Source organism: Bradyrhizobium sp. JR4.3, from assembly GCF_040547695.1.
In the GTDB taxonomy this organism is placed as follows: Bacteria; Pseudomonadota; Alphaproteobacteria; order Rhizobiales; family Xanthobacteraceae; genus Bradyrhizobium; species Bradyrhizobium canariense.
Genome location: NZ_JBEPQF010000054.1, coordinates 1 through 20,972 on the forward strand (window position 1 = coordinate 1; position 20,972 = coordinate 20,972).

The window sequence follows — 20,972 nt, forward strand, 5'->3', positions numbered from 1 at the left end:
TTTCCACGGCATCTACACCTCCCGCAGAACAAAAGCGGAAAGTGTAACCCATGTGTCCGGTACGAACTGTCACCTATGTCTCGGGTCGCTCACCAGCTCATTTGATCTCCCCAAGCCAGGCGTTGTGACCGGCGCATTTGGTCACCATGAGCGCGCTGGTGCAGATGAATCCGGTAGAGCGCGGCCATTGCCTCACCGTCGGAGGATTCAGTATCGCACGGCAGTCTGAGTGATCGTGATCACATAAACTCGCGATTGGCTCCCCTAGTGTCCAGCTCACGCCAAACACGGGGAGATTTCATATGCGCAAGATCATTCTGGTGGCCGCTATGGTGCTGGTCTCTGCCTCTGCCCAGGCCGGAGGCCCGCGCAGCCTGTCGCTGTCCGCGGTGAGCGAGCCGGCTTCGGTTCAGCAAACGGCGCCGACGCTCGCTGCCGCGCCGACGCAGGTGAGCGAAGCAGCGCCAGCCGCCGAAGCTCCGAAATATCTCGATCGCCCGCCGGCGGTTTCGCTCACTGCGCCTGCGGCGACTCCCACACCGACCACCACGACGACCTCAGCGCCCGCGACGACGATCCAACCCGCCGCGAAGACGACGGCCAAGGCAGACAAGCCGAAGCACAAGCGCAGCTGGACCGAAGGCCGCATCATCAGCGAGCTGCATCGCCACGGCATCTACTGGTAAGGTGCCTGCTCTCAAAAAGCATATGGCCGGGACAAGCCCGGCCATGACGCAAGAGATTTGGATCGGACTGGACGCGCTACTGCGAAACCGTCTGCACCACGCTCCCGATCGGACGTGCGCTCGAGGTCGGCACCTTCAGGTCCTTCAGCAATGCCTCGTCATATTCTGGCAGCGACTCGAGCGTCGTCTTGGCCTTCATCTGCACGACCTTGTAGCCGCCGGCCTTGAGCCGCGCGAGCAGTGCAGGCATGGCTTCGCCGGTATGCTTCTGGAAGTCGTGCATCAGGATGATGCCCTTGCCGAGCTTGTCGAGCCTGGTCATCACGGTCTCGATGATCTTCTCCGGCGTGGCGCCCTTCCTGAAGTCGAAGGAGTCGATGTCGGTCGAGAACATCGCGACGTTTCGGGTGCCGAAATAGCTCACGATCGCCGGATTGTGCTGCAGCTGCGGGAAGCGGAAGAACGGTGCCGGGTTGGTGCCGAGCGCGTATTTCACCGCGCTAATGCCCTTTTCGACCTCGTCCTTGGCCATCTGCTCGGTCATCTTCTTGCCGTTCAGGTTGACGTGCGACCAGGTGTGAGTGCCGACCGTGTGGCCCTGCGCCAGCACCTGGCGAAGGATTTCCGGATGGTAGGTCGCATGCTTGCCGACCGAGAAGAACAGGCCCTTGGTGCATTCATCCGCGAGCGCCTTCAGCACGGCGGGCGTGTTGACCGGCCAGGGACCGTCGTCGAACGTCAGCACGACCTCCTTGTCGGTGAGGAAGTCGAACTGCTTGAAATGATCGAAGCCGAAGCCCGGACCGCCGGTGGTGTCGATCTCGACCACGCGGGAGACGCCGAGCGCGTTGGGATTGGCGCAGGTCGATTTCTGCTGAACCGGCATCGGCGCGGGTGCGGCGGCCGGGGCGGCTGCCGCCGGTTTGGCCGCAATCGCCGCCGTGGTCGTGACGTCGTCCTTGGCGGCGACCTTCGCCTGTGCCGGCAATTGATCGGCGGCACGGGCGGCAATCGTCTTGGGAGCGGCCTGGTCGGCGCGCGAGGAATAATAAAACCAACCGCCGGCGGCGATCACGACCGCCGCAACTACACTGGCCAGCATCAGGCCCAACGCATTACGCATCGCCATTCTTTCCAATTACGCAACCAAACCGGCGGAATTTCCCGCTCGACGAGCCATTAATGCGAAGGAACAGTTAACGTGACACCAACACGACAGCGGATATGAAGGAATTTCAGCGAGGTGCGCCAACGTGACCATAGTCACAGAGGGTGGGCCTCCCGTGACCGTCATCACAGTGGAAACTGTTTTGCTGGAGCATGGTCGATCCCATCAACAACGGGCCCGCTTCCAGCGGTGCCAATGGGAGCTTCAAATGACCAACTCGCTGAACACCAAGTCTCTGAACACCAAGTCCTTGAGTAGCAAGATCCGCGACACCAGCCTGGCTCTGGGCTTTGCCGCCATCCTCTCGATCGCCTCGACCGGCTCCAGCTTCGCCTTCTCGTCCGAAGCCCAGCAGCAGTGCACCGGCGACGCTTTCCGCCTGTGCTCGTCGGAAATCCCGAACATCCCGAAGATCACGGCGTGCATGATGAAGCATCGTTCGGATCTGAGCGCCGGTTGCCGTGCGGTGATGGACAAGGACCTCGCCAAGGGCGGCGCGTCACGCAAGGTCGCTGACGCCCAGGACGCTCAGTAACAGCAACGATAGCGTCGTTGCGTCGGTTAGCTCCCCTCGCGATGTGCCCCGGCGTCAAGCCGGGGCCACGCGGCAGCGCAAGCCCGCCTGCCAATAAAGCCGTTGCGGCTTCGGGATCGTCGCTCTAGCTTCGCCCGCACATCTTCCGGGTAAGAGGCATTACGCGATGACCAGATTTCTTTTCATCATTCCATTGATCCTGTTTGCATCGGCTGCGTCCGCGCAGCAGCCCGGTCACGACGCCTGTGCGCGCGATGTGACGCGCTTCTGCCGCCCGGTGATGAACAATGGCGATCAGGCTGTGCTCGCCTGCCTCAAGCAAAACCGTACGCGGCTCACCAAAGGCTGCGAGAAGGTGCTGACGGATCACGGGCAGTAAGACGTCGCTACGGACTCGCGAAACCCTACGTGCTGCTTCCCGCCGCAGTGGCGACCACGGGCAGCACCTCACTTGCTGCCTGGTCCGGCGTCTCCTCTTTCCAGCGCACCGAGCCGAACGGACGCTCGAGCATGCGGCGGATCCGCACCGGATCGGGGCCGATGTGGAAATCGATCGCCTCCTGATGCAGAGCGCGTTCGGACTGGGTCGAGCGGTTGCGCTGGCGTAGATAGTCGAGCCAGGTCGGACAGTGGTAACGCTCGGTCCACAATTCGGGATCGGCGATGTCGCGCGCGATCGACCAGCCGTAAGCACCGTTGCGCTGACGAGAGAGCTGCACGTCCTGCATCACGTTGTGAAAGGCGCGGGCGTTGTCTTGGGCGACGCGGTATTCGATCTCGACCACCAGCGGCCCGCTGCGTGCCGTGAGCGACAGTTTGACTTCCGGATCCGCTAGCAAATCGGCGTCTTCGTTACGGGCGCCGACGCGCGGCATCGTGAGCCAGATCCCCAGCACCGGCGAGATCAGCATCAGGCCGGCAGCCGTCAGCAGCGCGACCTCGACGCCGGCATAGTCGGTGAGATGGCCCCAGCCCCAGGCGCCGACCGCGATGCCGCCCGAAATCGAGGCCTGGAACGCCGCGAGCGAGCGGCCGGCGACCCAGCGCGGCGCCGAGAGCTGCACGCCGATATTAAACAGTGCGACGGCGGCCATCCAGACCGCGCCGGCGAGCACCAGTGCAGCCGCGGTCAGCACCGGCTCGGTGCTCACGGCGAGCGCAGCCATCGCAAACGCCATCGAGATGGTGCAGGCGCGGATCGCGGCTTCGCCGCTCATGCGCTTGCGCAATTCGTGGATGTTGAGCGCACCGACTACGGCGCCCATCCCGAAGGCGCCGAGCATGACGCCGTAGGTCTGCGCGCCGCCATGCAGCAGATCGCGCGCGACCAGCGGCATCAGTGCCATGATGGCACCGCCGATCAGGCCCATCACCAGCGTGCGCAACAGCACGATCTTGATCGGCGGCGAATTGGTGATGTAGCGGAAGCCCGACACCATGGCGCGGTTGAGCTTCTCCCGCGGCAGCCGCGAGGGCTCGGTGTTGCGCCGCCAGAGCAGCAGCACCACCAGCAACGGCAAATAGAGGATCGCGTTACACGCAAACGCCGCCACCGCACCGAGCGCGGCGACGATGACACCGCCGACCGCCGGACCGAAGCTGCGCGCGATGTTGTAGCTGATGCCGTTCAGCGCGACGGCCGACGGCAGGGCATCGGGCGGCACCTGCTCGCTGACCGAGGATTGCCAGGCCGGGCCGAACAGCGCGTTGCCGCTGCCGACCACGAAGCAGAACGCGAGCAGCGTTTCCGGAGAAATGTAGTTGAACCAGGCCAGGACCGTGAGCGCGGTCGCGCCAGTCAGCGCGATCATGAGCGCGATCAAGGTGACGACACGGCGGTCATACATGTCGGCGATGGCGCCGGCCGGCATCGAGATCAGCATGATCGGCAGCATCAGGGCGGTCTGCACCAGCGCCACCTTGTCCGCCGAAGCGGCCATCTGCGTCATCGCCCAGGCGGCGCCCACGCCCTGGATCAGCAGGCCAAGATTGGAGAGCAGGCTGGCGAGCCAGATGCGCCGGAACACGGTGTACCGCAGCGGCGCCATGATGCCGTCGGTCGCAATTTTCTGGCGGTTCGTCTGCTCGGTCATATCCCCTTCCAAATGGGCTGGCAGAAGTAGTCTTGAAGTCGTCTTGGAGTGGTCTTTGGGCGATTCCGGCAAGTTCAGTGATGCCTGCGAAAGTCCTTCGCTGTCCAGTGGTTAGGCCGGTATAAGCGGTGCACAGAGATGGTTTTGCGGGGGAGGAACAGATGAAGCTGTCACGACGAATGATCATGCTCGGGGCAGGCAGCCTGCCTTTCGCAATTGCGAGCTCGCGGACGGGCGCGTTGGCTCAACCCGCGCCCGCTGCGCCGAGCGAGGTGCCGCCGATCCTGTTCGTCCACGGCAATGGCGAATACGACGCGCTCTGGATGACGACCTTGTGGCGGATGGAATCCAACGGCATCGCGCGCGACCGCATGATGGCGATCAATTTCACCGATCCCAATGCACGAAGTGACGACAAGGTCGAGCAGGCGGGCCGCTCCTCGACCGAGGACCAGCGCCGCGAGCTCGCCGCCGCCATAGCCGAATTGAAGCGCAGCACCGGCGCGGCCCGCGTGGCGCTGGTTGGCAGCTCGCGCGGCGGCTATGCCATCCGCAACGTCATCAAGAACGGCGGCGCCAGCGATGTCAGCCATGCCGTGCTGTGCGGCACGCCCAATCACGGCGTGTTCGCGACCGACGACCAGCCCAACAGCGAGTTCAACGGCCGCGGCGCGTTCTTGCGCGGCCTGAACGAGGGCGAGAGCGAGGTGACGCCGGATGTCGCCTTCCTCACCTTGCGCAGCGACGGTATGGACAAATACGCGCAAGCCGATGGCCGTTTCATCGGCAAGCCCGGTACGCCGACCGGCGTCAACGTCGAAGGTCCGGAGTTGAAGGGGGCGGCCAACCTCGTGCTCGGCGCGCTCGATCATCGCGAGGTGGCGTTCCACCCCCGGGCCTTCCGCGAGATCTACAAATTCATCGCCGGCCGCGAGCCCGCGCGGATCACGATTGTGCCGGAGCAGAGCGTCCGGCTGAGCGGCCTCGTGACGGGCACACCGGGCGGCGCACCGACCAATCGGCCGGTGGCCGGCGCAACCGTCGACGTCTTTCGCGTCGATCCTGAAACCGGTGAGCGCAAGGGCAGCGCCGTCCACGGTGCGAAGACCGGTGCCGACGGCCGCTGGGGACCGGCGCAGGTCGAGCCTTCCTGGTCGCTCGAATTCGTCGTCGCATCGCCGGATGCGCCGACGACGCATATCTACCGCTCACCCTTCCCGCGCTCGTCGGACGTCGTGCATCTGCGCGCCGCGCGTCCGCTCGGGCCCGCGGACAAGGACGCCGGGGCTGTGGTGATCATGTCGCGTCCGCGCGGCTATTTCGGCCTGCCGCGGGACGTGGTGCTGCTCGATGGCAAGGAGCCGGCGGACGTCAAATCGGGTGTGCCCACGGATTCGACAGCAACACTGCGCCTTCCGCCCGGCGATGTCGGGCGTAACATCGTGGCCCAATTTGGCAAAGAACGAATTGTGGCACGCGCCTGGCCTGCCTCCGAGAACAGGATTGCGATTGCCGAGCTGACTTACTAGCTAATTGCCTGCGTCACCTCTGCGGGAGCGAGCCATGAACATCGCCAGCGTGCGTCGGCCCATCGTCCCTCCGACCCCGCCGCGTGCGCCCGACGACATGTCGTTCCTCGGCCGGCTGGCCGTGATCAAGCGGAACATGATCGCGACCTGGGGCCAGCGCGCCTACGAGGAAGACGTCATCGAGGGCCGCTTCTTCTTCCGCAACAGTTTCATCCTGAACCAGCCGGATGCGATCCGGCATGTCCTGCTCAGCAACTACGAGAATTATTCGCGTACCCCGGCGGGCATCCGCATGCTTCGTCCCGTGCTCGGCGACGGTCTTCTGATTGCGGAGGGCCATTCGTGGACATTTCAGCGCCGCACCCTCGCCCCGGCGTTCACGCCGCGCGCGACGGCAAATCTGGTTCCACACATGACGGCGGTGCTTGACGAGACCATTGCGAAGCTCGACGCTCGAACGAGCGAGCCGGTCGATCTGCGCGAGATCATGCAGCGCATGACGCTGGAGATCGCCGGACGCACCATGTTCTCGTTCGGCATGGACCGGCATGGTCCGACCTTGCGCAACTTCGTCATGGAGTATGGAGCCCGACTCGGACGGCCGTACTTGCTCGACATGTTGCTGCCCCTGTCCTGGCCGAGCCCGATGGATTTTGCCCGTGCCCGTTTCCGTAAGCGCTGGACCGAATTCGTCGCGATGCTGATCGCCGAGCGGCGGGAGATGGGCAAGAAAGCGGGCGCGCCGCCGCGCGATCTTTTCGATCTCATGGACGAGGCGCGGGACCCCGAAACCGGCAAAGGCTTTTCGGACGAGCAACTCGTCGACGAAGTCGCAACCATGATCCTCGCGGGTCACGAGACCACGGCGACCGCGCTGTTCTGGGCGCTCTATCTGCTCGCCCTCGATCCCGATACGCAGGAGGAGGTCGCCTCCGAGACCCGCGGCGAGCACCTCGACAGCATGGTCGATATCGATCGCCAGAAGTTTACCCGCGCCGCGATCGAGGAGACCATGCGGCTTTATCCGCCGGCCTTCCTGATCGCCCGGGCCGCGCGCGAGAAGGACAACGCGGCCGGCGTCGCCATCGGCAAGGGCGACATCATCATGATCGCGCCGTGGCTGCTGCACCGGCACGAGAAGCTGTGGGATCAGCCGAACGCGTTCATTCCAAAACGCTTCATGTCGACGGAAGCACCCGATCGGTTTGCCTATCTGCCCTTTGGCGCGGGTCCGCGCGTCTGCATCGGCGCACCATTCGCGCAAGCCGAATCCGTGCTGGCGCTGGCCCGGCTGATCGGTGCGTTCCGTGTCGAGCTTGCCGATACCAGCCCTGTCATTCCGCTCGGCGTCGTCACGACCCAGCCGGACCGTTCGCCGCTGTTCCGCATCACGCGTCGGTGACAGGCGTTCGCCTGGCGGACGGCGTGATCCACACCAGATAGAGTTGCGCCATGAGCGATATCCAGGCCCAGTTTTCCGTTCTGAAGCAGACCGCCGATGCGAAAGTGGTCGACGCGATCGCGCGCCTCATCGAGGACGGCGAAGATCACGAGCTCAACCGCGTCAATGTCCTCGATTTCGCGAAGCAGCACGGTCTCGATGAAGAGCACGCGATCTCGGCATTCCTGCATTCGGCGCGGCTCGGCCTGTTCGATCTGGGTTGGAATGTGCTGTGCCCGGGCTGCGGCGGCGTGTTGGGTGCGCACTCGACCCTGAAGGCGCTCAAGCCCGATGATTATCATTGTGCGCTGTGCGCCTGCGGCTACAAGGCCTCCGTCGATGATCAGGTCGAAGTCTCCTTCACCGTCAATTCACGTGTCCGGCGCATTGCGGCGCATGATCCTGATACGCTTCCGGTGTGGGAGTACTTCAAGCAGGTGTTCTGGAGTTCCGGCGTCGACTTCAACAAGGAATCGTTCGCGACGCTCGCCAACGAGGTGACGCTGGATACGATGGAGCTGCCGGCCGGCGAGAAGGCGACCATGTCGCTGCAACTGCCGAACGATTTCATCATCATCTTCGAACCGGTGACTCACGCGGCCCATTTCATCGACGTGCAGGGCGAGCCGACCAAGGACCGTCAGCAGCTCGCCATCATGTACAACAGGGTGCAGGCGCCGACGGGAACCACGACCATGCGGCCGGGCCCGCTGCGGCTGTCGCTGGAGAACCAGGCCGGCGTACGCGTGCTGCCGTCGGTCTTCATCGCGGCCGAGGCGCTCCATCACCTCATCGGCAAGCGCAAGCCGTTCCTGACCGCCAAGCGGATGCTGTCGAACCAGACGTTTCGCGACGTGTTCAAGGCGGACAATCTCAGCCTCGACCAGCGGCTCCAGATCACCTCGCTGACCTTCCTGTTCACCGATCTGAAGGGATCGACCGCACTCTATGAGCGCGTCGGCGATCTCGCCGCCTTCGACCTCGTGCGCGCGCATTTCCATGCACTGCTCGAGATCATCTCGTCGGAGAAAGGCGCGGTGGTGAAGACCATTGGCGACGCCGTGATGGCGACCTTCGTCCGTCCCGAGCATGCGATCGCGGCGGGTTTGCGGATGCGCGCGGCGATGGACGAGCTCAACAAAAAGCGCGGCACCGCCGATCTCATCGTCAAGATCGGCATCCACGAGGGTCCGTGCCTCGCGGTGATGCTGAACGAGCGCCAGGATTATTTCGGCCAGACCGTCAACATCGCCGCCCGCGTGCAGAGCCTCTCGACCGCGCAGGAGATCCACATCACCGGCCCGGTGCTCGATGCACCGGCAGTCGCCGAAGTCCTCAAGCAGCGCGAAATCAGGCCGATCCAGAAGCAGGCCGCCCTGCGCGGCATCGCCGACAAGATGGTGGTGTACGAGATACCGTGAGGTGTTGCCCCCCACATCGTCCTGGCGAAGGCCAGGACCCATACCGCGGAATCTATCGATTGCGGATGGTCGGCGTACCGGACCACAACCAGTCTTCGCCAAACTACACCCTGGGGTAATGGGTCCTGGCCTTCGCCAGGACGACGTCGGAGAGACGATTTAGCCGCCCTCCAGAAACCAACGCTCCCAGATTGCCGAAACGTAATGCGGCGCGCGGAACTGACGCACGTTGCGCCGGTTGAGTTTCCTGCTCATATAATGCTGGTAGCAGTCGCGCTCCGCGGCTTCATCGATTTCGGTAGGACCTTATGCTCGACGGCCTGCGCCAATTCATCGCCGACATTGTTGCTCCCCATGCCCAGGACCGCGCATTCGGTGACAGCGATTACCGGCTGGCGGCGACCGCGCTGCTCGTTCACGTGATCTCGCTGGACGGCCAGCCGACGGCTGCCGAGCAGCGCAAGTTGCACAGTCTGATCGAAAGCCACTTTGGGCTCGATCGCGGCACCGCGGATCGCCTGATCGCGGATGCGACGGAGGTCGAGGGCGAGGCGGTCGACCTCTATCACTTCACCAGCATCATGATGCGCTCGCTCGACGAAGAGGGCCGCAAGCGGGTCGTCCAGATGATGTGGGAGCTGGTCTACGCCGACGGCCAGGTTACCGAGTTCGAGGACAATGTGGTCTGGCGCGCTTCCGACCTGCTCGGGATTTCGCAACGCGACCGGATCGACCTGAAGCACGCGGTCGCAGATCGTGCCGGCGGCCAGGTCAAGGACGACGCGGTCGGTGGGTGATCCGTGCCAACACCGCCAATTGACGGTTGTGCAGGTCACATGACGAAACTTTAATGTAGCCTCGGGCTGTCCGGGTTCCGGATTTCCCCTGTAAATCCGTGGTTTGCCTGCTTCCCCCGTTTCCCGCTCAAGTGGCTATGCGGCGGCGCCGCTTGCCTGTCGCGCTCGGCCTATGCTCTCGTTCCAGCATTCCGGGGCCAAAAACTTCAATTCAAGAGATCTCGATCGTGACTGAGCGGGTAACGTTGATCACCGGTGCCTCGGCGGGCATCGGCACGGAGCTGGCGCGTGTGTTCGCCGCGAACGGACACCGTCTTGCGCTGACGGCGCGACGCGCGGACCGGCTCGAGGCGCTCGCGAACGAGCTCGCCGCCAACGGCGGCAAGAAGCCGATCGTGATCGCCTGCGATCTCCAGGACGTAGATGCCGGCGAGAAGATCGCCGCCGCACTCGCTGCCGAAGGCGTCGAGCTCGACAATCTCGTCAACAATGCCGGCTTTGGCGTATTCGGTGACGCAGTTGAGCGCGACCGCGTCGAGCAGGTCGGCATCGTGGACGTCAATGTCCGGGCTCTGACGGATCTGTCGCTGCGCTTTGCCGATCAGCTGATCAGGAACAAGGGTGGCCTTCTCAACGTCGGATCGGTCGCCGGCTATCTGCCCGGCCCCGGCATGGCGGTCTACTACGCGTCCAAGGCTTATGTCATTTCCTTCACCGAGGCCTTGCGGGCGGAGCTTGCACCGCGCGGCGTTCGCGTCACCGTCCTTTGCCCGGGCCCGGTGCCCACCGAATTCCAGGCCCGCGCCCGCGTTGGCTCTGGACATGATACGGCCCTTCTCAATGTTCCTGCCGCCGAGGTCGCACGGCAGGCCTATCGCGGCCTGATGGCCAACAAGCGGGCAGTGCTCCCCGGTCTGGGCATCAAGATCGTGCCATTCGCGCTGCGCTTCTTCCCGCGCGGCTTCATTCTGTCCGCCACCAGCCGATTTCAGAGGCAAAGACACTAAAGCGAGCTCTCGGTCGGTCGTGGCCCGGAGCTTGCTTTCTATCGGGTGGGTGTGTGCGCAAACTCACACGAAATTAACGATCGCTTAGTTATGCTGGCGGTCTGAACCGATAGCACTCGCAGAGACCATGTCGTTCCGGACGAACAGGTTTGGTGGCGCAGAAGTGGTGCCCTTCCCCAGAAGGACGCCGGACGTCGCCGCCTCCGAAACCCGGTTGCCGGTTCTGATCATCCTGCATCAGGAATCCTCAACGCCCGGCCGCGTCGGTAATGCGCTGCGCGCGCTCGGCCATCGCCTCGACATCCGCCGTCCCCGCTTCGGCGATCCGCTGCCCGAGACCCTCGACCAGCATGCCGGCGCTGTGGTCTTCGGCGGTCCCATGAGCGCGAACGATCCCGACGACTACATCCGCCGCGAGATCGACTGGATCGAAATTCCGCTCCGCGAACAGCGGCCGTTCCTCGGCATCTGCCTCGGCGCGCAGATGCTGGCGAAGCAGTTGGGGGCCCGCGTCGCGCCGCATGCCGACGCGCTGACCCAGATCGGCTACTATCCGATTCGCCCGACAGCAGCGGGACACGGGCTCTGCCCGAATTGGCCGGCGCGGGTCTATCATTGGCATCGCGAAGGCTTCGAGTTGCCGGTTGGCGCTGAACTGCTTGCCGAAGGCGATGATTTTCCGGTGCAGGCATTCCGCACCGGCAACGCTTTCGGCGTGCAGTTCCATCCCGACGTGACCTACGCGATGATGCATCGCTGGACCACCCGGGGCTATGACGGTCTCAGCGCGCCCGGCGCGCGACAGCGGCATCATCATTTCGCGGACCGTGCGATCTACGATGCCGCGGAACGCGCCTGGCTCGATCATTTCGTCGACGGCTGGCTGACGCGCCGGCCGTTGCTGGCGCAAGCGGCCGAGTGATCGCGCCTTAGCACAAGCTCTTCTCATCTCCTTGTATGGTAGGCTCGTTGTCAACGTGCGCGCGCGAAACTGCGCCGGCAAACAAAGGGAGAGCGCCATGGGCTACGAACACATTCTCTATGAGGTCAGCGACAAGGTCGCGACCATCACGCTCAACCGTCCCGACCGCATGAATGCGTGGACGCCCATCATGGAGCGCGACGTGCGCCATGCGATGGAAGCATCGAGCGCCGATGACAACGTCCGCGTCATCGTCATCACCGGCGCGGGCCGCGCTTTCTGCGCCGGTGCCGACATGGACGCGCTGAAGGGGCTCGACCCCGATGATGTCAGGCGCGCGTCGAACCTGCCGCCCTTCGACATGAACCGGCGGCCCGACTGGCAGACGCGCTATGGCTTCTACCCGTCGATCGGAAAGCCTGTCATCGCCATGCTCAACGGCGCAACCGCCGGCCTCGGCCTCGTCCACGCGCTCTATTGCGACCTGCGCTTTGCCGCCGACAACACCGTGTTCACCACCGCCTTCGCGCGGCGCGGCCTGATCGCCGAGCACGGCATCAGCTGGATGCTGCCGCGAATCGTCGGCCACGCCAATGCGATGGATCTGTTGCTCTCGGCACGCCGTGTTTCGAGTGACGAGGCGCTGCGGATCGGGCTGGTGAACCGGCTCTGCTCGCCCGAGAAGCTGCGTGAGGAGACTTACGCCTATGCGCGCGACCTCGCCGATTTCGTCTCGCCGAGCGCGATGGCCGTGATCAAGCGGCAGCTCTACGAGGTGCCGTTCCAGACGCTGGCGGAGGCGACGATCGCGGCCAACCGGGACATGATGGTGGCGCTGAACGGCAGCGATTTCAGGGAGGGGGTCGCAAGCTTCATGGAGAAGCGGCCGCCGAGGTTTACGGGGAAGTAGGAGGGATTCGTCGGCAGTCCGTCTTCGCCCTGCGGGCTACGCCGCGGCAGCCTTCGCTCGTTTTGCTACGAGGGACTGTCCGGGCTTGCCGAGCCGTAGCTCGCGAAGCAAGCGAAGGCTGGTGGAGCCAGGCGGGATCGAACCGCCGACCTCGTCATTGCGAACGACGCGCTCTCCCAGCTGAGCTATGGCCCCTTTTGTAGGCCGCTCTGGTCAATGCGGCCGACAACCGGGCGCCATTTAAGTCCCCGCCAAGGTCAAGTCAAGGACGGCTGTAACCCGGTTTTAGCCATCCCGGCACCGACTTCCCTTGTTTGGACCGGGGGGAACCGATATCTAGCAAAAGACGTCAATCCCGACCGAAGCCAGAGTTTTTAAAAGCCATGCGTGCCGTTCTCGACATCGTCATCATCGTGCTCGACCTCTACGTCTGGCTGCTGATCGCGTCCGCGATCCTGTCCTGGCTGATCGCCTTCAACGTCGTGAACACCCGCAACCAGTTCGTGTCGGCAGTGGCGGAGTTCCTGTACCGGATCACGGAGCCGGTCCTGGCGCCGATTCGCAATTTCCTGCCCAGCCTCGGCGGCCTCGACATCTCGCCGATCATCCTGATCCTGCTCATCATGTTCATCGAGCGGGTGATCCTGTATTACATCTACCCGAACGTGATCTAAGCAGGCTGGAGCGCCCTGGGTTGCCAAAGAACCTTGTCATCAAGGAACCTTGGCGTTACGGGGCCGCAGGTATCAGCATTGCGCTGCGGGTGACGCCGCGCGGCGGCCGCGACGATATCGACGGGATCGAGCAGCTCTCCGATGGCCGCAGCGTGCTCAAGGTGCGTGTGCGCGCTATCGCGGATGGCGGCGAGGCCAATAAGGCCGTTCTGGTGCTGCTGGCGAAATCGCTGGGCGTGCCGAAGGCCAGCGTCAAACTCCTGTCGGGAGCGACCTCGCGGCTGAAGCAGATCGCGGTCGACGGCGATCCGGCGCGGCTCGGCGAAGCGCTGCGCCTGCTCGCATCAGCCAAATCGACGGACTGAGGGAACTGACATGACCGCCAAGATCATCGACGGAAAAGTCATCGCCGCGGAACTTCGCGCCCGCGTCGCCGACGAGGTCGCACGCGTCAAGCGCGAGCACAATCTGGTACCGGGCCTTGCGGTCGTTCTGGTCGGAAGCGACCCGGCCAGCGAGGTCTATGTGCGCTCGAAACACACCCAGACCCAAGCCGCCGGTATGGCCTCGTTCGAGCACAAGCTGCCGGCCGACGTCTCGCAAGCAGATCTCCTGGCGCTCGTCGCAAAACTTAACCGCGATCCCGCCGTGCACGGTATTCTGGTGCAATTGCCGCTGCCCAAGGGCCTCAACACCGAGGCCGTCGTCAATGCCATTGATCCCGCTAAGGATGTCGATGGGCTGCATCCGAACAATGCCGGCCGCCTCGCCGGCGGCTTCGAGGCGCTGTCGCCCTGCACGCCGCTCGGCTGCATCATTTTGACCAAGAGCGTGCATGCCTCGCTCGAAGGCATGAACGCCATCGTCATCGGCCGCTCCAACCTCGTCGGCCGCCCGCTGGTGCAGCTGTTGCTGAACGAGAACGCCACGGTGACCATCGCGCATTCGCGCTCGCGTGACCTGCCCGGGCTCGTGAGGCGCGCAGACCTCGTCTACGCCGCGGTCGGAAAGTCAGAGATGGTGCGCGGCGACTGGCTGAAGCCGGGGGCGACCGTGATCGACGTCGGCATCAACCGGATCCCGAAGGACGACGGCAAAACGCGTCTCGTTGGCGATGTTGCCTATCAGGAAGCGCTCGCCGTGGCTGGCGCCATCACGCCGGTGCCGGGCGGCGTCGGTCAGATGACGGTCGCGTGCCTGCTCGTGAACACCTTGCGCGCGGCCTGCGCGATCGCAGGGCTGCCGAAGCCGGCGGTGTAGGTTTTCTTCACCTCGCCCCGCTTGCGGGGAGAGGTCGATTACGAAGCGATCGGATGAGGGGGCTCTCCGCGAGTCCGACTGTTGCCGTTTATGCGGCAGCAGCCCCTCACTCCAACCCTCTCCCCGTAAGAACGGGGCGAGGGAGCACACCATCGCTCGACGCGGTAGCTTTACCCGTTCTTCTTCTTCTCGCGATCGATGCCTTCGAGGATCAGCTTGTGTGCATCCTCGGGGCCGCCCCAGCGCAGGATCTTCACCCACTTGCCGGGTTCGAGATCCTTGTAGTGTTCGAAGAAGTGCTGGATCTGCTGCAGCGTGATGTCAGGCAGGTCGGAATACGACTTCACCTTGTCGTAGCGCTGGGTGAGCTTGGACGATGGCACGGCCAAAATCTTTTCGTCGCCGCCGGCTTCGTCTTCCATGAACAGCACGCCGACCGGGCGCACGCTCATGACCGCGCCGGGAATGATGGCGCGGGTGTTGATGATGAGGACGTCGCAGGGATCGCCGTCATCGGACAGCGTGTGCGGGATGAAGCCGTAGTTACCGGGGTAACGCATCGGGGTGTAGAGGAAACGATCGACCACCAGCGTGCCGGCTTCCTTGTCCATCTCGTATTTGATCGGTTCGCCGCCCACGGGGACTTCGATGATGACGTTGACGTCGTGGGGTACGTTTTTCCCGATCGAGACCGCATCGATACGCATTCAAGGCTCCGTTGTTGCCAAGGTTAAATCGCACCCGGCAGCGATTTTGGCGCTGTCATACGCGGGCTTGGCCCGCCGATCCATCGCGTTTTTGTGAAATAATGAATCCAGCGATCACCGGCTCAAACGGCAACGGTATCGACGGAAGGGAAACGCTGCCGAGCGGACTTCAGCAGCTCAATTGGTCCAAGCGAAGGCAACCTTGTCGAGCGACTTCGGCCCGAAACGCTCCGAGGAGCGCGCCACCATGCGGCCGCCCAGGGCACGGTAGAACTCGGTGGCCGGATCGTTGTCCGAGAGCGCCCACACCACCATGCTCTTCAGGCCGCTCTGCATCAGGTCGCGGCGGGCCGCGGTGAACAGCCGGCGGCCAAAGCCCAGGCCCTGGAATTCGGGACGCAGATAGAGCTCGTAGACCTCGCCGTCGAAATGCAGGCTGCGGGCGCGGTTGCGGCCGTAATTGGCGTAGCCTGCGATCTTGTCGCCGAACACCAGCACGCTGACGCGGCTGCCCTTGCGGATCGCACTGTCCCACCATTGCGGACCGCGGCGGTTGATCAGCTTCTCCAGTTCGGCGCCGGGAATGATGCCCTGATAGGCGGAGCGCCAGGCTTCGTCATGGGTGGACGCCACCGCAGTTGCATCTGCGGCTTTGGCCGGCCGGACCTCGATCAGGGTTGTGCTCATGGACGTGATCAAACCAAGTCGCCGCGCCGGCGGCAAGACCTATCGTTAATTATCGGTTAACGTGTGGACTTTCTGCATCAGTATTTGAACCATGTTGTACCGAAAAAAGACAAGACGCCGATTCGAATGGCACCGGGGTGCTCTGCGCCGGTGCAAAACTGCTTTGCGGCAACGAATGAACGGCAATCGCAACGCAGAAAGTCTGCCGATATTGATTCGTTCCTACTAGTGTGACCGTCGCAGTTTCTCGCCTCCGGCAATTCATGCGGCTTCTCAACATTCTCGTGCTCCTGGCTCTGTTGGCCTTGCTGACTGCGCCGCCTGTGTGCGCTCAGGTCACTTTTGGTTCGTCCGCAGCGGAGGGCGATCCGTTCCGCCGGCAGCAATGGCGCGTGCCATCGCCGGATACCGACATCGCCGCCCATGCCCTGCTGTTTCGCCCGCCGGGTGCCGGCCCGTTCCGGCTTGCGGTGATCGCGCACGCATCGACGCAAAACGCCTTGCGGCGTGCGCAAATGCCCCAGCCGGAATACCGCGCACTCGCTGCATTCCTCATCGCGCGCGGCTTCGCCGTGCTGGTGCCGGAACGGCTCGGCCATGGCACAACGGGCGGGCGCTATATCGAGGACCAGGGTGGCTGCGACGACGAGGCGGACTATGTGCGCTCGGGCCGTCTAACGGCCGACGAAATCGCGCTCGCGCTGGACGATGTGCGAAAGCAGGATTTTATCCGCAAGGACGCTGCGATCGTGATCGGCCATTCCGCCGGCGGTTGGGGCGCGCTGGCGCTCGCGAATGCCGATCCGAAGGCGATCTCCGCCATCATCGCCCTTGCGCCGGGCCGCGGTGGCCATGCCAATGACGAGCCGAACCGGATCTGCGCGCCGCATACGCTTCTCGCGGCGGCGGCGGAATTCGGCAAGGCCGCGCGCATCCCCGTCACGTGGCTCGTTGCCGCCAATGACAGCTACTTTGCACCGTCATTTTCGCTTGCGTTGGTCGACGCGTTTCGGCGCAGCGGCGGCAAGGTAGAGTTCCATGCGCTGCCGGGCGTGGGCAGCGAAGGGCACTGGATGATCGAGAGCGAGGCCGGCGTCAAATCCGCGAGTGCCGAACTCGATCGCGCTCTGAAGCCGGCGGCTGGCAAAAAGCCATGACGCTGCATTTCCTGATATTGGATAATCGCTGATGCCCAAATGGCCTGACGATGACGTCATCCTGTTCGATGGGGTCTGCATTTTCTGCTCGCGCTGGGTCCGCTTCGTCGCCAAACGTGACACGGCGAAGCGATTTCGCTTCACGCCGATCCAGTCTGACTATGGCGCCCGGCTCGCGCGCACGTTCGGCATCGATCCCGCTGATCCCGACACCAACGCCGTGGTTCACGGCGGCGAGGTGTTCATGAAGTCGGACGCCGCGCTGACGGTGCTGTCGCAGCTCCCCGGCTGGGGTTGGGTGCGCGCGTTGTTCGCCGTGCCCAAGCCGCTACGGGACCCGCTCTACAATCTCGTCGCGCGCAACCGCTACCGCATCTTTGGCAAGTATGATTCGTGCTTCGTACCGGATGCCGATTTGCGGGCGCGGGTGATCGAGTAATTCGTCATTGCGAGCGCAGCGAAGCGATCCAGGCTGCCGCTGCGGAAAGATTCTGGATTGCTTCGCTGCGCTCGCGATACGAGTGTGTGGTTACGGTTTGCCCAGAACTCCTAGCACTTCCTGTGCCGCCCGTTCGCCGCTGTCCCTTGCCCCGTGCGCCGTCGAGAAAAAATTCGGCGACGTCGCTTCTCCCGCAAAGAACAGCCGCCCATCCACAGGTGCCGCCAGCACGGCGCGGTCACCGGCGTGGCCCGGCAGCGCGTGCGAGTAGGAGCCTCTCGCGAAGGGGTCGTGGGCCCAGCGCGACTCGTAGAGCGGCTTCAGCTTTCGCCTGATATCGTTGCCGAGAAGGCCTGCGATCTCGTCGATGCCCTGCGCGGCAATCGCGCCTTCGCCGGCGTCTTCCAGTCCGCGTGCAAAGCTGCCGCCGAAAAAGCCTTCGATGCAGGGCTGGCCAAACGGGCGGATATGATAGGTGCCCATGTCGGTGCGCATCGTGGCGCCGCGCAAATTACCTTCCTTCGGGAAGCCCTCGGCATCGTCGAGCGCCAGCGTCACCTTGTCGTCGACCCCGAGCGGCAGGCCGGCTGCGGCATCGACCTTGGCGGGGGGAGGTGGCGAGAACCGGATGGCCTCATTGGCGATGAGATTGGTCGGCACGGTGACGATCACCTTGTCGGCGATCAGCGTGCCCCGGGAGGTTTCGACGCGGATGCGTTGGCCGGAATGATCGATCACCGTGACGTTGCAGTTCAGCGCCACCGGGCAGGGCGCGCCATAGGCCGCGATCAGAGCGCCGTAGCCGCGGCGGACGCGCCAATTGAGGTCGCTGTCCTCATAGGCGTCCCAGTCCAGTGTGGACATGTCCTTCAGTTCGCAGCCGTTGATATAAGTCGAGATCGCGTCGATCATGGGATTCCAGCGATTGCCAGGCTCCAGGCTCAGGCTGGCCGGCTCGTCCTTGCCTTTCTGCGCGGCCTGCCAGAGCCGCTCGTAGAATGCGTCCATCGCGCGCATGAACTCGTCGCGCTGGCTCTGCGGAAACGCGTTGCCATAGGCGCGCTCGCGCCACGGCGGCAGGTCCTTGTTGACCTCGAAACCAAGCTGTTTCGCAATCGCGACGAAGGAGTTGTTGTCCGCCGAGTGCAGCCAGCCGCAGCCGACGTCGAAGGTGACTTCGGGCGAGGCCTGCACCGTCCAGGCCCGCCCGCCGAGCCGGTCGCGCGCCTCCAGCACGATCACGGAGAGGCCGGATCCTGCCAGCGCATGCGCCGCGCCGAGGCCGGCGGCGCCCGCACCGATGATCGCGACGTCGACGGAGGAGGGCAGGGAGCTCATGGGCGGGCTCTAGCACGTTCGCAAAGAGTGCTGAAGCCGGGCGGACACACAGCTCACGTGTCCCGGACGCAGTGCGGCGTGTAACGCCGCTCCGCAGAGCCGGGACCCAAGGTGATGTGGAGGTTGTGAGAGTAACTGGGCCCCGGCTCAGCAGCGCATCACTGCGTGCTGCGCTGCGTCCGGGGCACGAGGGCGGTAGCTTAAGCCACCGCTTCCTTGGACTTTTCCGCGCGCTTGCGCTCGTTCGGGTCGAGGTGCCGCTTGCGCAGCCGGATCGACTTCGGCGTGATCTCGACCAACTCGTCGTCCTCGATATAGGCCAGCGCCTTTTCCAGGGTCATGCGGATCGGCGGGGTCAGGCGCACCGCTTCATCCTTCGACGTGGTTCGGATGTTGGTGAGCTGCTTGCCCTTGAGCACGTTGATCTCGAGGTCATTGTCGCGGGTATGCTCGCCGACGATCATGCCCTTGTAGACCTTCCAGCCCGGCTCGATCATCATCGGGCCGCGATCTTCCAGCTTGAACATGGCGTAAGCCACCGCTTCGCCCTGGTCGTTGGAGATCAGCACGCCGTTGCGGCGGCCCTGGATCTCGCCCTTGTACGGCGCGTAGCCGTGGAACAGACGGTTCATGATCGCGGTGCCGCGGGTGTCGGTGAGCAGTTCGCCCTGGTAGCCGATCAGGCCGCGGGTCGGCGCGTAGAACACCAGGCGCAAACGGTTGCCGCCGGACGGCTTCATCTCGATCAGCTCGGACTTGCGCTCGCTCATCTTCTGCACGACGACGCCGGAATGCTCCTCGTCGACGTCGATGACGACTTCCTCAATGGGCTCCAGCGTGGCGCCGGTGGTCTCGTCCTTCTGCAGCACGACGCGCGGACGCGACACCGAAAGCTCGAAGCCTTCGCGGCGCATGGTCTCGATCAGGATCGCGAGCTGCAATTCGCCGCGGCCCGAAACTTCCATCGCGTCCTTGTCCGAGGCTTCGACGACCCGCAGCGCGACGTTGCCTTCGGACTCGCGCAGCAGGCGGTCGCGGATCATGCGGCTGGTCACCTTGTCGCCTTCGGTGCCGGCGAGCGGCGAGTTGTTGACGATGAAGGACATCGACACGGTCGGAGGATCGATCGGCTGCGCCACCAGCGGGGTGTCGACCGACGGATCGCAGAAGGTATCGGCGACGGTGCCCTTGGTCAGGCCGGCGATGGCGACGATGTCGCCTGCGTCGGCTTCGTCGAGAGGGGTGCGCTCGATGCCGCGGAAGGCGAGGATCTTGGTGATGCGGCCGGTCTCGATGGTCTTGCCGTCGGCGCCCAGCACCTTCACGGCCTGGTTCGGCTTGATCGAACCGGAAGAGATACGGCCGGTGATGATGCGGCCGAGATAGGGGTTAGCTTCCAGAATGGTGCCGATCATGCGGAACGGGCCTTCCTCGACGGTCGGCGGCGCGACATGGCGCACGATCAGGTCGAACAGCGGCTGCATGCCGGCTTCGTGCGACCCATCCGGGCTCTCGGCCATCCAGCCTTGCTTGGCCGACCCGTAGAGGATCGGGAAGTCGAGCTGCTCCTCGCTGGCGTCGAGCGCCGCGAACAGGTCGAACACCTCGTTGATGACTTCGGTCGCCCGCGCGTCGGGACGGTCAACCTTGTTGATCACGACGATCGGCTTCAAACCGACCTTGAGCGCCTTGGAGACCACGAATTTGGTCTGCGGCAGCGGGCCCTCGGCGGCGTCGACCAGCACCAGCGCGCCGTCCACCATGTTGAGAATGCGCTCGACCTCGCCGCCGAAATCGGCGTGGCCGGGCGTGTCGACGATGTTGATGCGGGTGTCCTTCCACTGCACCGAGGCCGCCTTGGCCAGGATGGTGATGCCGCGCTCGCGCTCCAGATCGTTGGAGTCCATGGCGCGCTCGGTCACCTTCTGGTTCTCGCGATAGGTGCCGGATTGCTGGAGGAGGCGGTCGACCAGAGTCGTCTTGCCGTGGTCGACGTGGGCGATGATGGCGATGTTGCGAAGGTTCATGAGTGAGCTTCTTTGCGGTCGGACAATGGGTTAAGCGCGATCTCGCCGGTCAGACCGGGACCTCTTCTCGAAACAACGCTTGAAGACTGGAAACGGGGCGCTTTCCGCCCAAAAGGGAAAGCCCGGCATATCGACCGGGCACCCTACGCGTTGCGGCGCAATATAGGCAAAAAC

Annotated in this window: 21 protein-coding genes and 1 tRNA gene; 15 read left to right on the top strand and 7 right to left on the bottom strand. The window is 64.1% G+C overall.

The window, feature by feature from the left end:
* Nucleotides 1–302: 302 nt before the first annotated feature.
* A complete protein-coding gene (locus ABIB91_RS39315; RefSeq protein ID WP_354172351.1) occupies nucleotides 303–686 on the top strand; it encodes a hypothetical protein in 384 nt (127 codons plus the stop codon).
* 76 nt (nucleotides 687–762) lie between these two features.
* Here the strand turns inward: ABIB91_RS39315 and ABIB91_RS39320 are convergent, their stop codons facing one another.
* On the bottom strand, nucleotides 763–1,809 hold the full coding sequence (locus ABIB91_RS39320; protein ID WP_354172353.1) for a polysaccharide deacetylase family protein: 1,047 nt from the start codon (nucleotides 1,807–1,809) through the stop codon (nucleotides 763–765).
* A 253-nt stretch (nucleotides 1,810–2,062) separates the two neighbouring features.
* Between ABIB91_RS39320 and ABIB91_RS39325 the strand changes: the two genes are divergently transcribed.
* Together ABIB91_RS39325 and ABIB91_RS39330 are read left to right on the top strand one after the other, a co-directional pair.
* Complete coding sequence (locus tag ABIB91_RS39325; protein WP_007598705.1) at nucleotides 2,063–2,389, top strand: hypothetical protein; 327 nt, start codon at nucleotides 2,063–2,065, stop codon at nucleotides 2,387–2,389.
* A 166-nt stretch (nucleotides 2,390–2,555) separates the two neighbouring features.
* On the top strand, nucleotides 2,556–2,768 hold the full coding sequence (locus ABIB91_RS39330) for a hypothetical protein (RefSeq protein ID WP_219681861.1): 213 nt from the start codon (nucleotides 2,556–2,558) through the stop codon (nucleotides 2,766–2,768).
* A gap of 25 nt (nucleotides 2,769–2,793) precedes the next feature.
* On the opposite strand, the gene ABIB91_RS39335 is transcribed toward ABIB91_RS39330, so the two are convergent.
* The gene (locus tag ABIB91_RS39335) at nucleotides 2,794–4,482 is read right to left on the bottom strand and encodes an MFS transporter (protein ID WP_354172355.1); all 1,689 of its coding nucleotides are present in this window, start codon (nucleotides 4,480–4,482) and stop codon (nucleotides 2,794–2,796) included.
* 161 nt (nucleotides 4,483–4,643) lie between these two features.
* Between ABIB91_RS39335 and ABIB91_RS39340 the strand changes: the two genes are divergently transcribed.
* From ABIB91_RS39340 to ABIB91_RS39370, 7 genes are all read left to right on the top strand, one after another.
* A complete protein-coding gene (locus tag ABIB91_RS39340; protein ID WP_354172357.1) occupies nucleotides 4,644–6,011 on the top strand; it encodes a hydrolase in 1,368 nt (455 codons plus the stop codon).
* Between the two features lie 34 nt (nucleotides 6,012–6,045).
* Nucleotides 6,046–7,413 (top strand): cytochrome P450, encoded by a 1,368-nt coding sequence (locus ABIB91_RS39345; RefSeq protein ID WP_354172359.1) that lies wholly within the window; start codon nucleotides 6,046–6,048, stop codon nucleotides 7,411–7,413.
* 50 nt (nucleotides 7,414–7,463) lie between these two features.
* On the top strand, nucleotides 7,464–8,873 hold the full coding sequence (locus ABIB91_RS39350; protein WP_247474935.1) for an adenylate/guanylate cyclase domain-containing protein: 1,410 nt from the start codon (nucleotides 7,464–7,466) through the stop codon (nucleotides 8,871–8,873).
* A 308-nt stretch (nucleotides 8,874–9,181) separates the two neighbouring features.
* Nucleotides 9,182–9,670, top strand: coding sequence for a tellurite resistance TerB family protein (locus ABIB91_RS39355; protein ID WP_007598711.1), 489 nt, complete (start codon nucleotides 9,182–9,184; stop codon nucleotides 9,668–9,670).
* Nucleotides 9,671–9,897: 227 nt separating this feature from the next.
* Nucleotides 9,898–10,677, top strand: coding sequence for an SDR family NAD(P)-dependent oxidoreductase (locus tag ABIB91_RS39360; RefSeq protein WP_354172362.1), 780 nt, complete (start codon nucleotides 9,898–9,900; stop codon nucleotides 10,675–10,677).
* Between the two features lie 127 nt (nucleotides 10,678–10,804).
* Nucleotides 10,805–11,599, top strand: a complete 795-nt coding sequence (locus ABIB91_RS39365) for a glutamine amidotransferase (protein WP_007598714.1) — start codon at nucleotides 10,805–10,807, stop codon at nucleotides 11,597–11,599.
* Between the two features lie 97 nt (nucleotides 11,600–11,696).
* A complete protein-coding gene (locus ABIB91_RS39370; protein ID WP_354172364.1) occupies nucleotides 11,697–12,509 on the top strand; it encodes an enoyl-CoA hydratase in 813 nt (270 codons plus the stop codon).
* Between the two features lie 119 nt (nucleotides 12,510–12,628).
* On the opposite strand, the gene ABIB91_RS39375 is transcribed toward ABIB91_RS39370, so the two are convergent.
* Nucleotides 12,629–12,704, bottom strand: a tRNA-Ala gene (locus ABIB91_RS39375).
* Between the two features lie 188 nt (nucleotides 12,705–12,892).
* Here ABIB91_RS39375 and ABIB91_RS39380 point away from each other — a divergent pair.
* From ABIB91_RS39380 to folD, 3 genes are read left to right on the top strand one after another with little or no spacing between them, the layout of a single operon-like run.
* Complete coding sequence (locus tag ABIB91_RS39380; RefSeq protein ID WP_007598721.1) at nucleotides 12,893–13,183, top strand: YggT family protein; 291 nt, start codon at nucleotides 12,893–12,895, stop codon at nucleotides 13,181–13,183.
* 20 nt (nucleotides 13,184–13,203) lie between these two features.
* Nucleotides 13,204–13,548 (top strand): DUF167 domain-containing protein, encoded by a 345-nt coding sequence (locus ABIB91_RS39385; protein WP_007598722.1) that lies wholly within the window; start codon nucleotides 13,204–13,206, stop codon nucleotides 13,546–13,548.
* A gap of 10 nt (nucleotides 13,549–13,558) precedes the next feature.
* The gene (folD, locus tag ABIB91_RS39390; RefSeq protein WP_007598723.1) at nucleotides 13,559–14,443 is read left to right on the top strand and encodes a bifunctional methylenetetrahydrofolate dehydrogenase/methenyltetrahydrofolate cyclohydrolase FolD; all 885 of its coding nucleotides are present in this window, start codon (nucleotides 13,559–13,561) and stop codon (nucleotides 14,441–14,443) included.
* Between the two features lie 170 nt (nucleotides 14,444–14,613).
* Here the strand turns inward: folD and ppa are convergent, their stop codons facing one another.
* Both ppa and ABIB91_RS39400 read right to left on the bottom strand, forming a co-directional pair.
* Nucleotides 14,614–15,150 carry an inorganic diphosphatase gene (gene ppa, locus ABIB91_RS39395; protein WP_211394934.1) on the bottom strand — a complete coding sequence of 179 codons (537 nt, stop codon included), beginning with the start codon at nucleotides 15,148–15,150 and terminating at the stop codon, nucleotides 14,614–14,616.
* A gap of 177 nt (nucleotides 15,151–15,327) precedes the next feature.
* Nucleotides 15,328–15,837, bottom strand: a complete 510-nt coding sequence (locus tag ABIB91_RS39400) for a GNAT family N-acetyltransferase (protein WP_007598725.1) — start codon at nucleotides 15,835–15,837, stop codon at nucleotides 15,328–15,330.
* A gap of 263 nt (nucleotides 15,838–16,100) precedes the next feature.
* Here ABIB91_RS39400 and ABIB91_RS39405 point away from each other — a divergent pair, with 263 nt between their 5' ends.
* On the top strand, nucleotides 16,101–16,994 hold the full coding sequence (locus ABIB91_RS39405) for an alpha/beta hydrolase family protein (RefSeq protein ID WP_354172368.1): 894 nt from the start codon (nucleotides 16,101–16,103) through the stop codon (nucleotides 16,992–16,994).
* A 31-nt stretch (nucleotides 16,995–17,025) separates the two neighbouring features.
* Nucleotides 17,026–17,433, top strand: a complete 408-nt coding sequence (locus tag ABIB91_RS39410) for a thiol-disulfide oxidoreductase DCC family protein (RefSeq protein ID WP_354129458.1) — start codon at nucleotides 17,026–17,028, stop codon at nucleotides 17,431–17,433.
* A 90-nt stretch (nucleotides 17,434–17,523) separates the two neighbouring features.
* Here the strand turns inward: ABIB91_RS39410 and ABIB91_RS39415 are convergent, their stop codons facing one another.
* Complete coding sequence (locus ABIB91_RS39415; RefSeq protein WP_354172371.1) at nucleotides 17,524–18,771, bottom strand: flavin monoamine oxidase family protein; 1,248 nt, start codon at nucleotides 18,769–18,771, stop codon at nucleotides 17,524–17,526.
* Between the two features lie 200 nt (nucleotides 18,772–18,971).
* Entirely contained in the window at nucleotides 18,972–20,798 is a 1,827-nt protein-coding gene (gene typA / locus ABIB91_RS39420) for a translational GTPase TypA (protein WP_219681854.1), read from the bottom strand.
* Nucleotides 20,799–20,972: the final 174 nt, after the last annotated feature.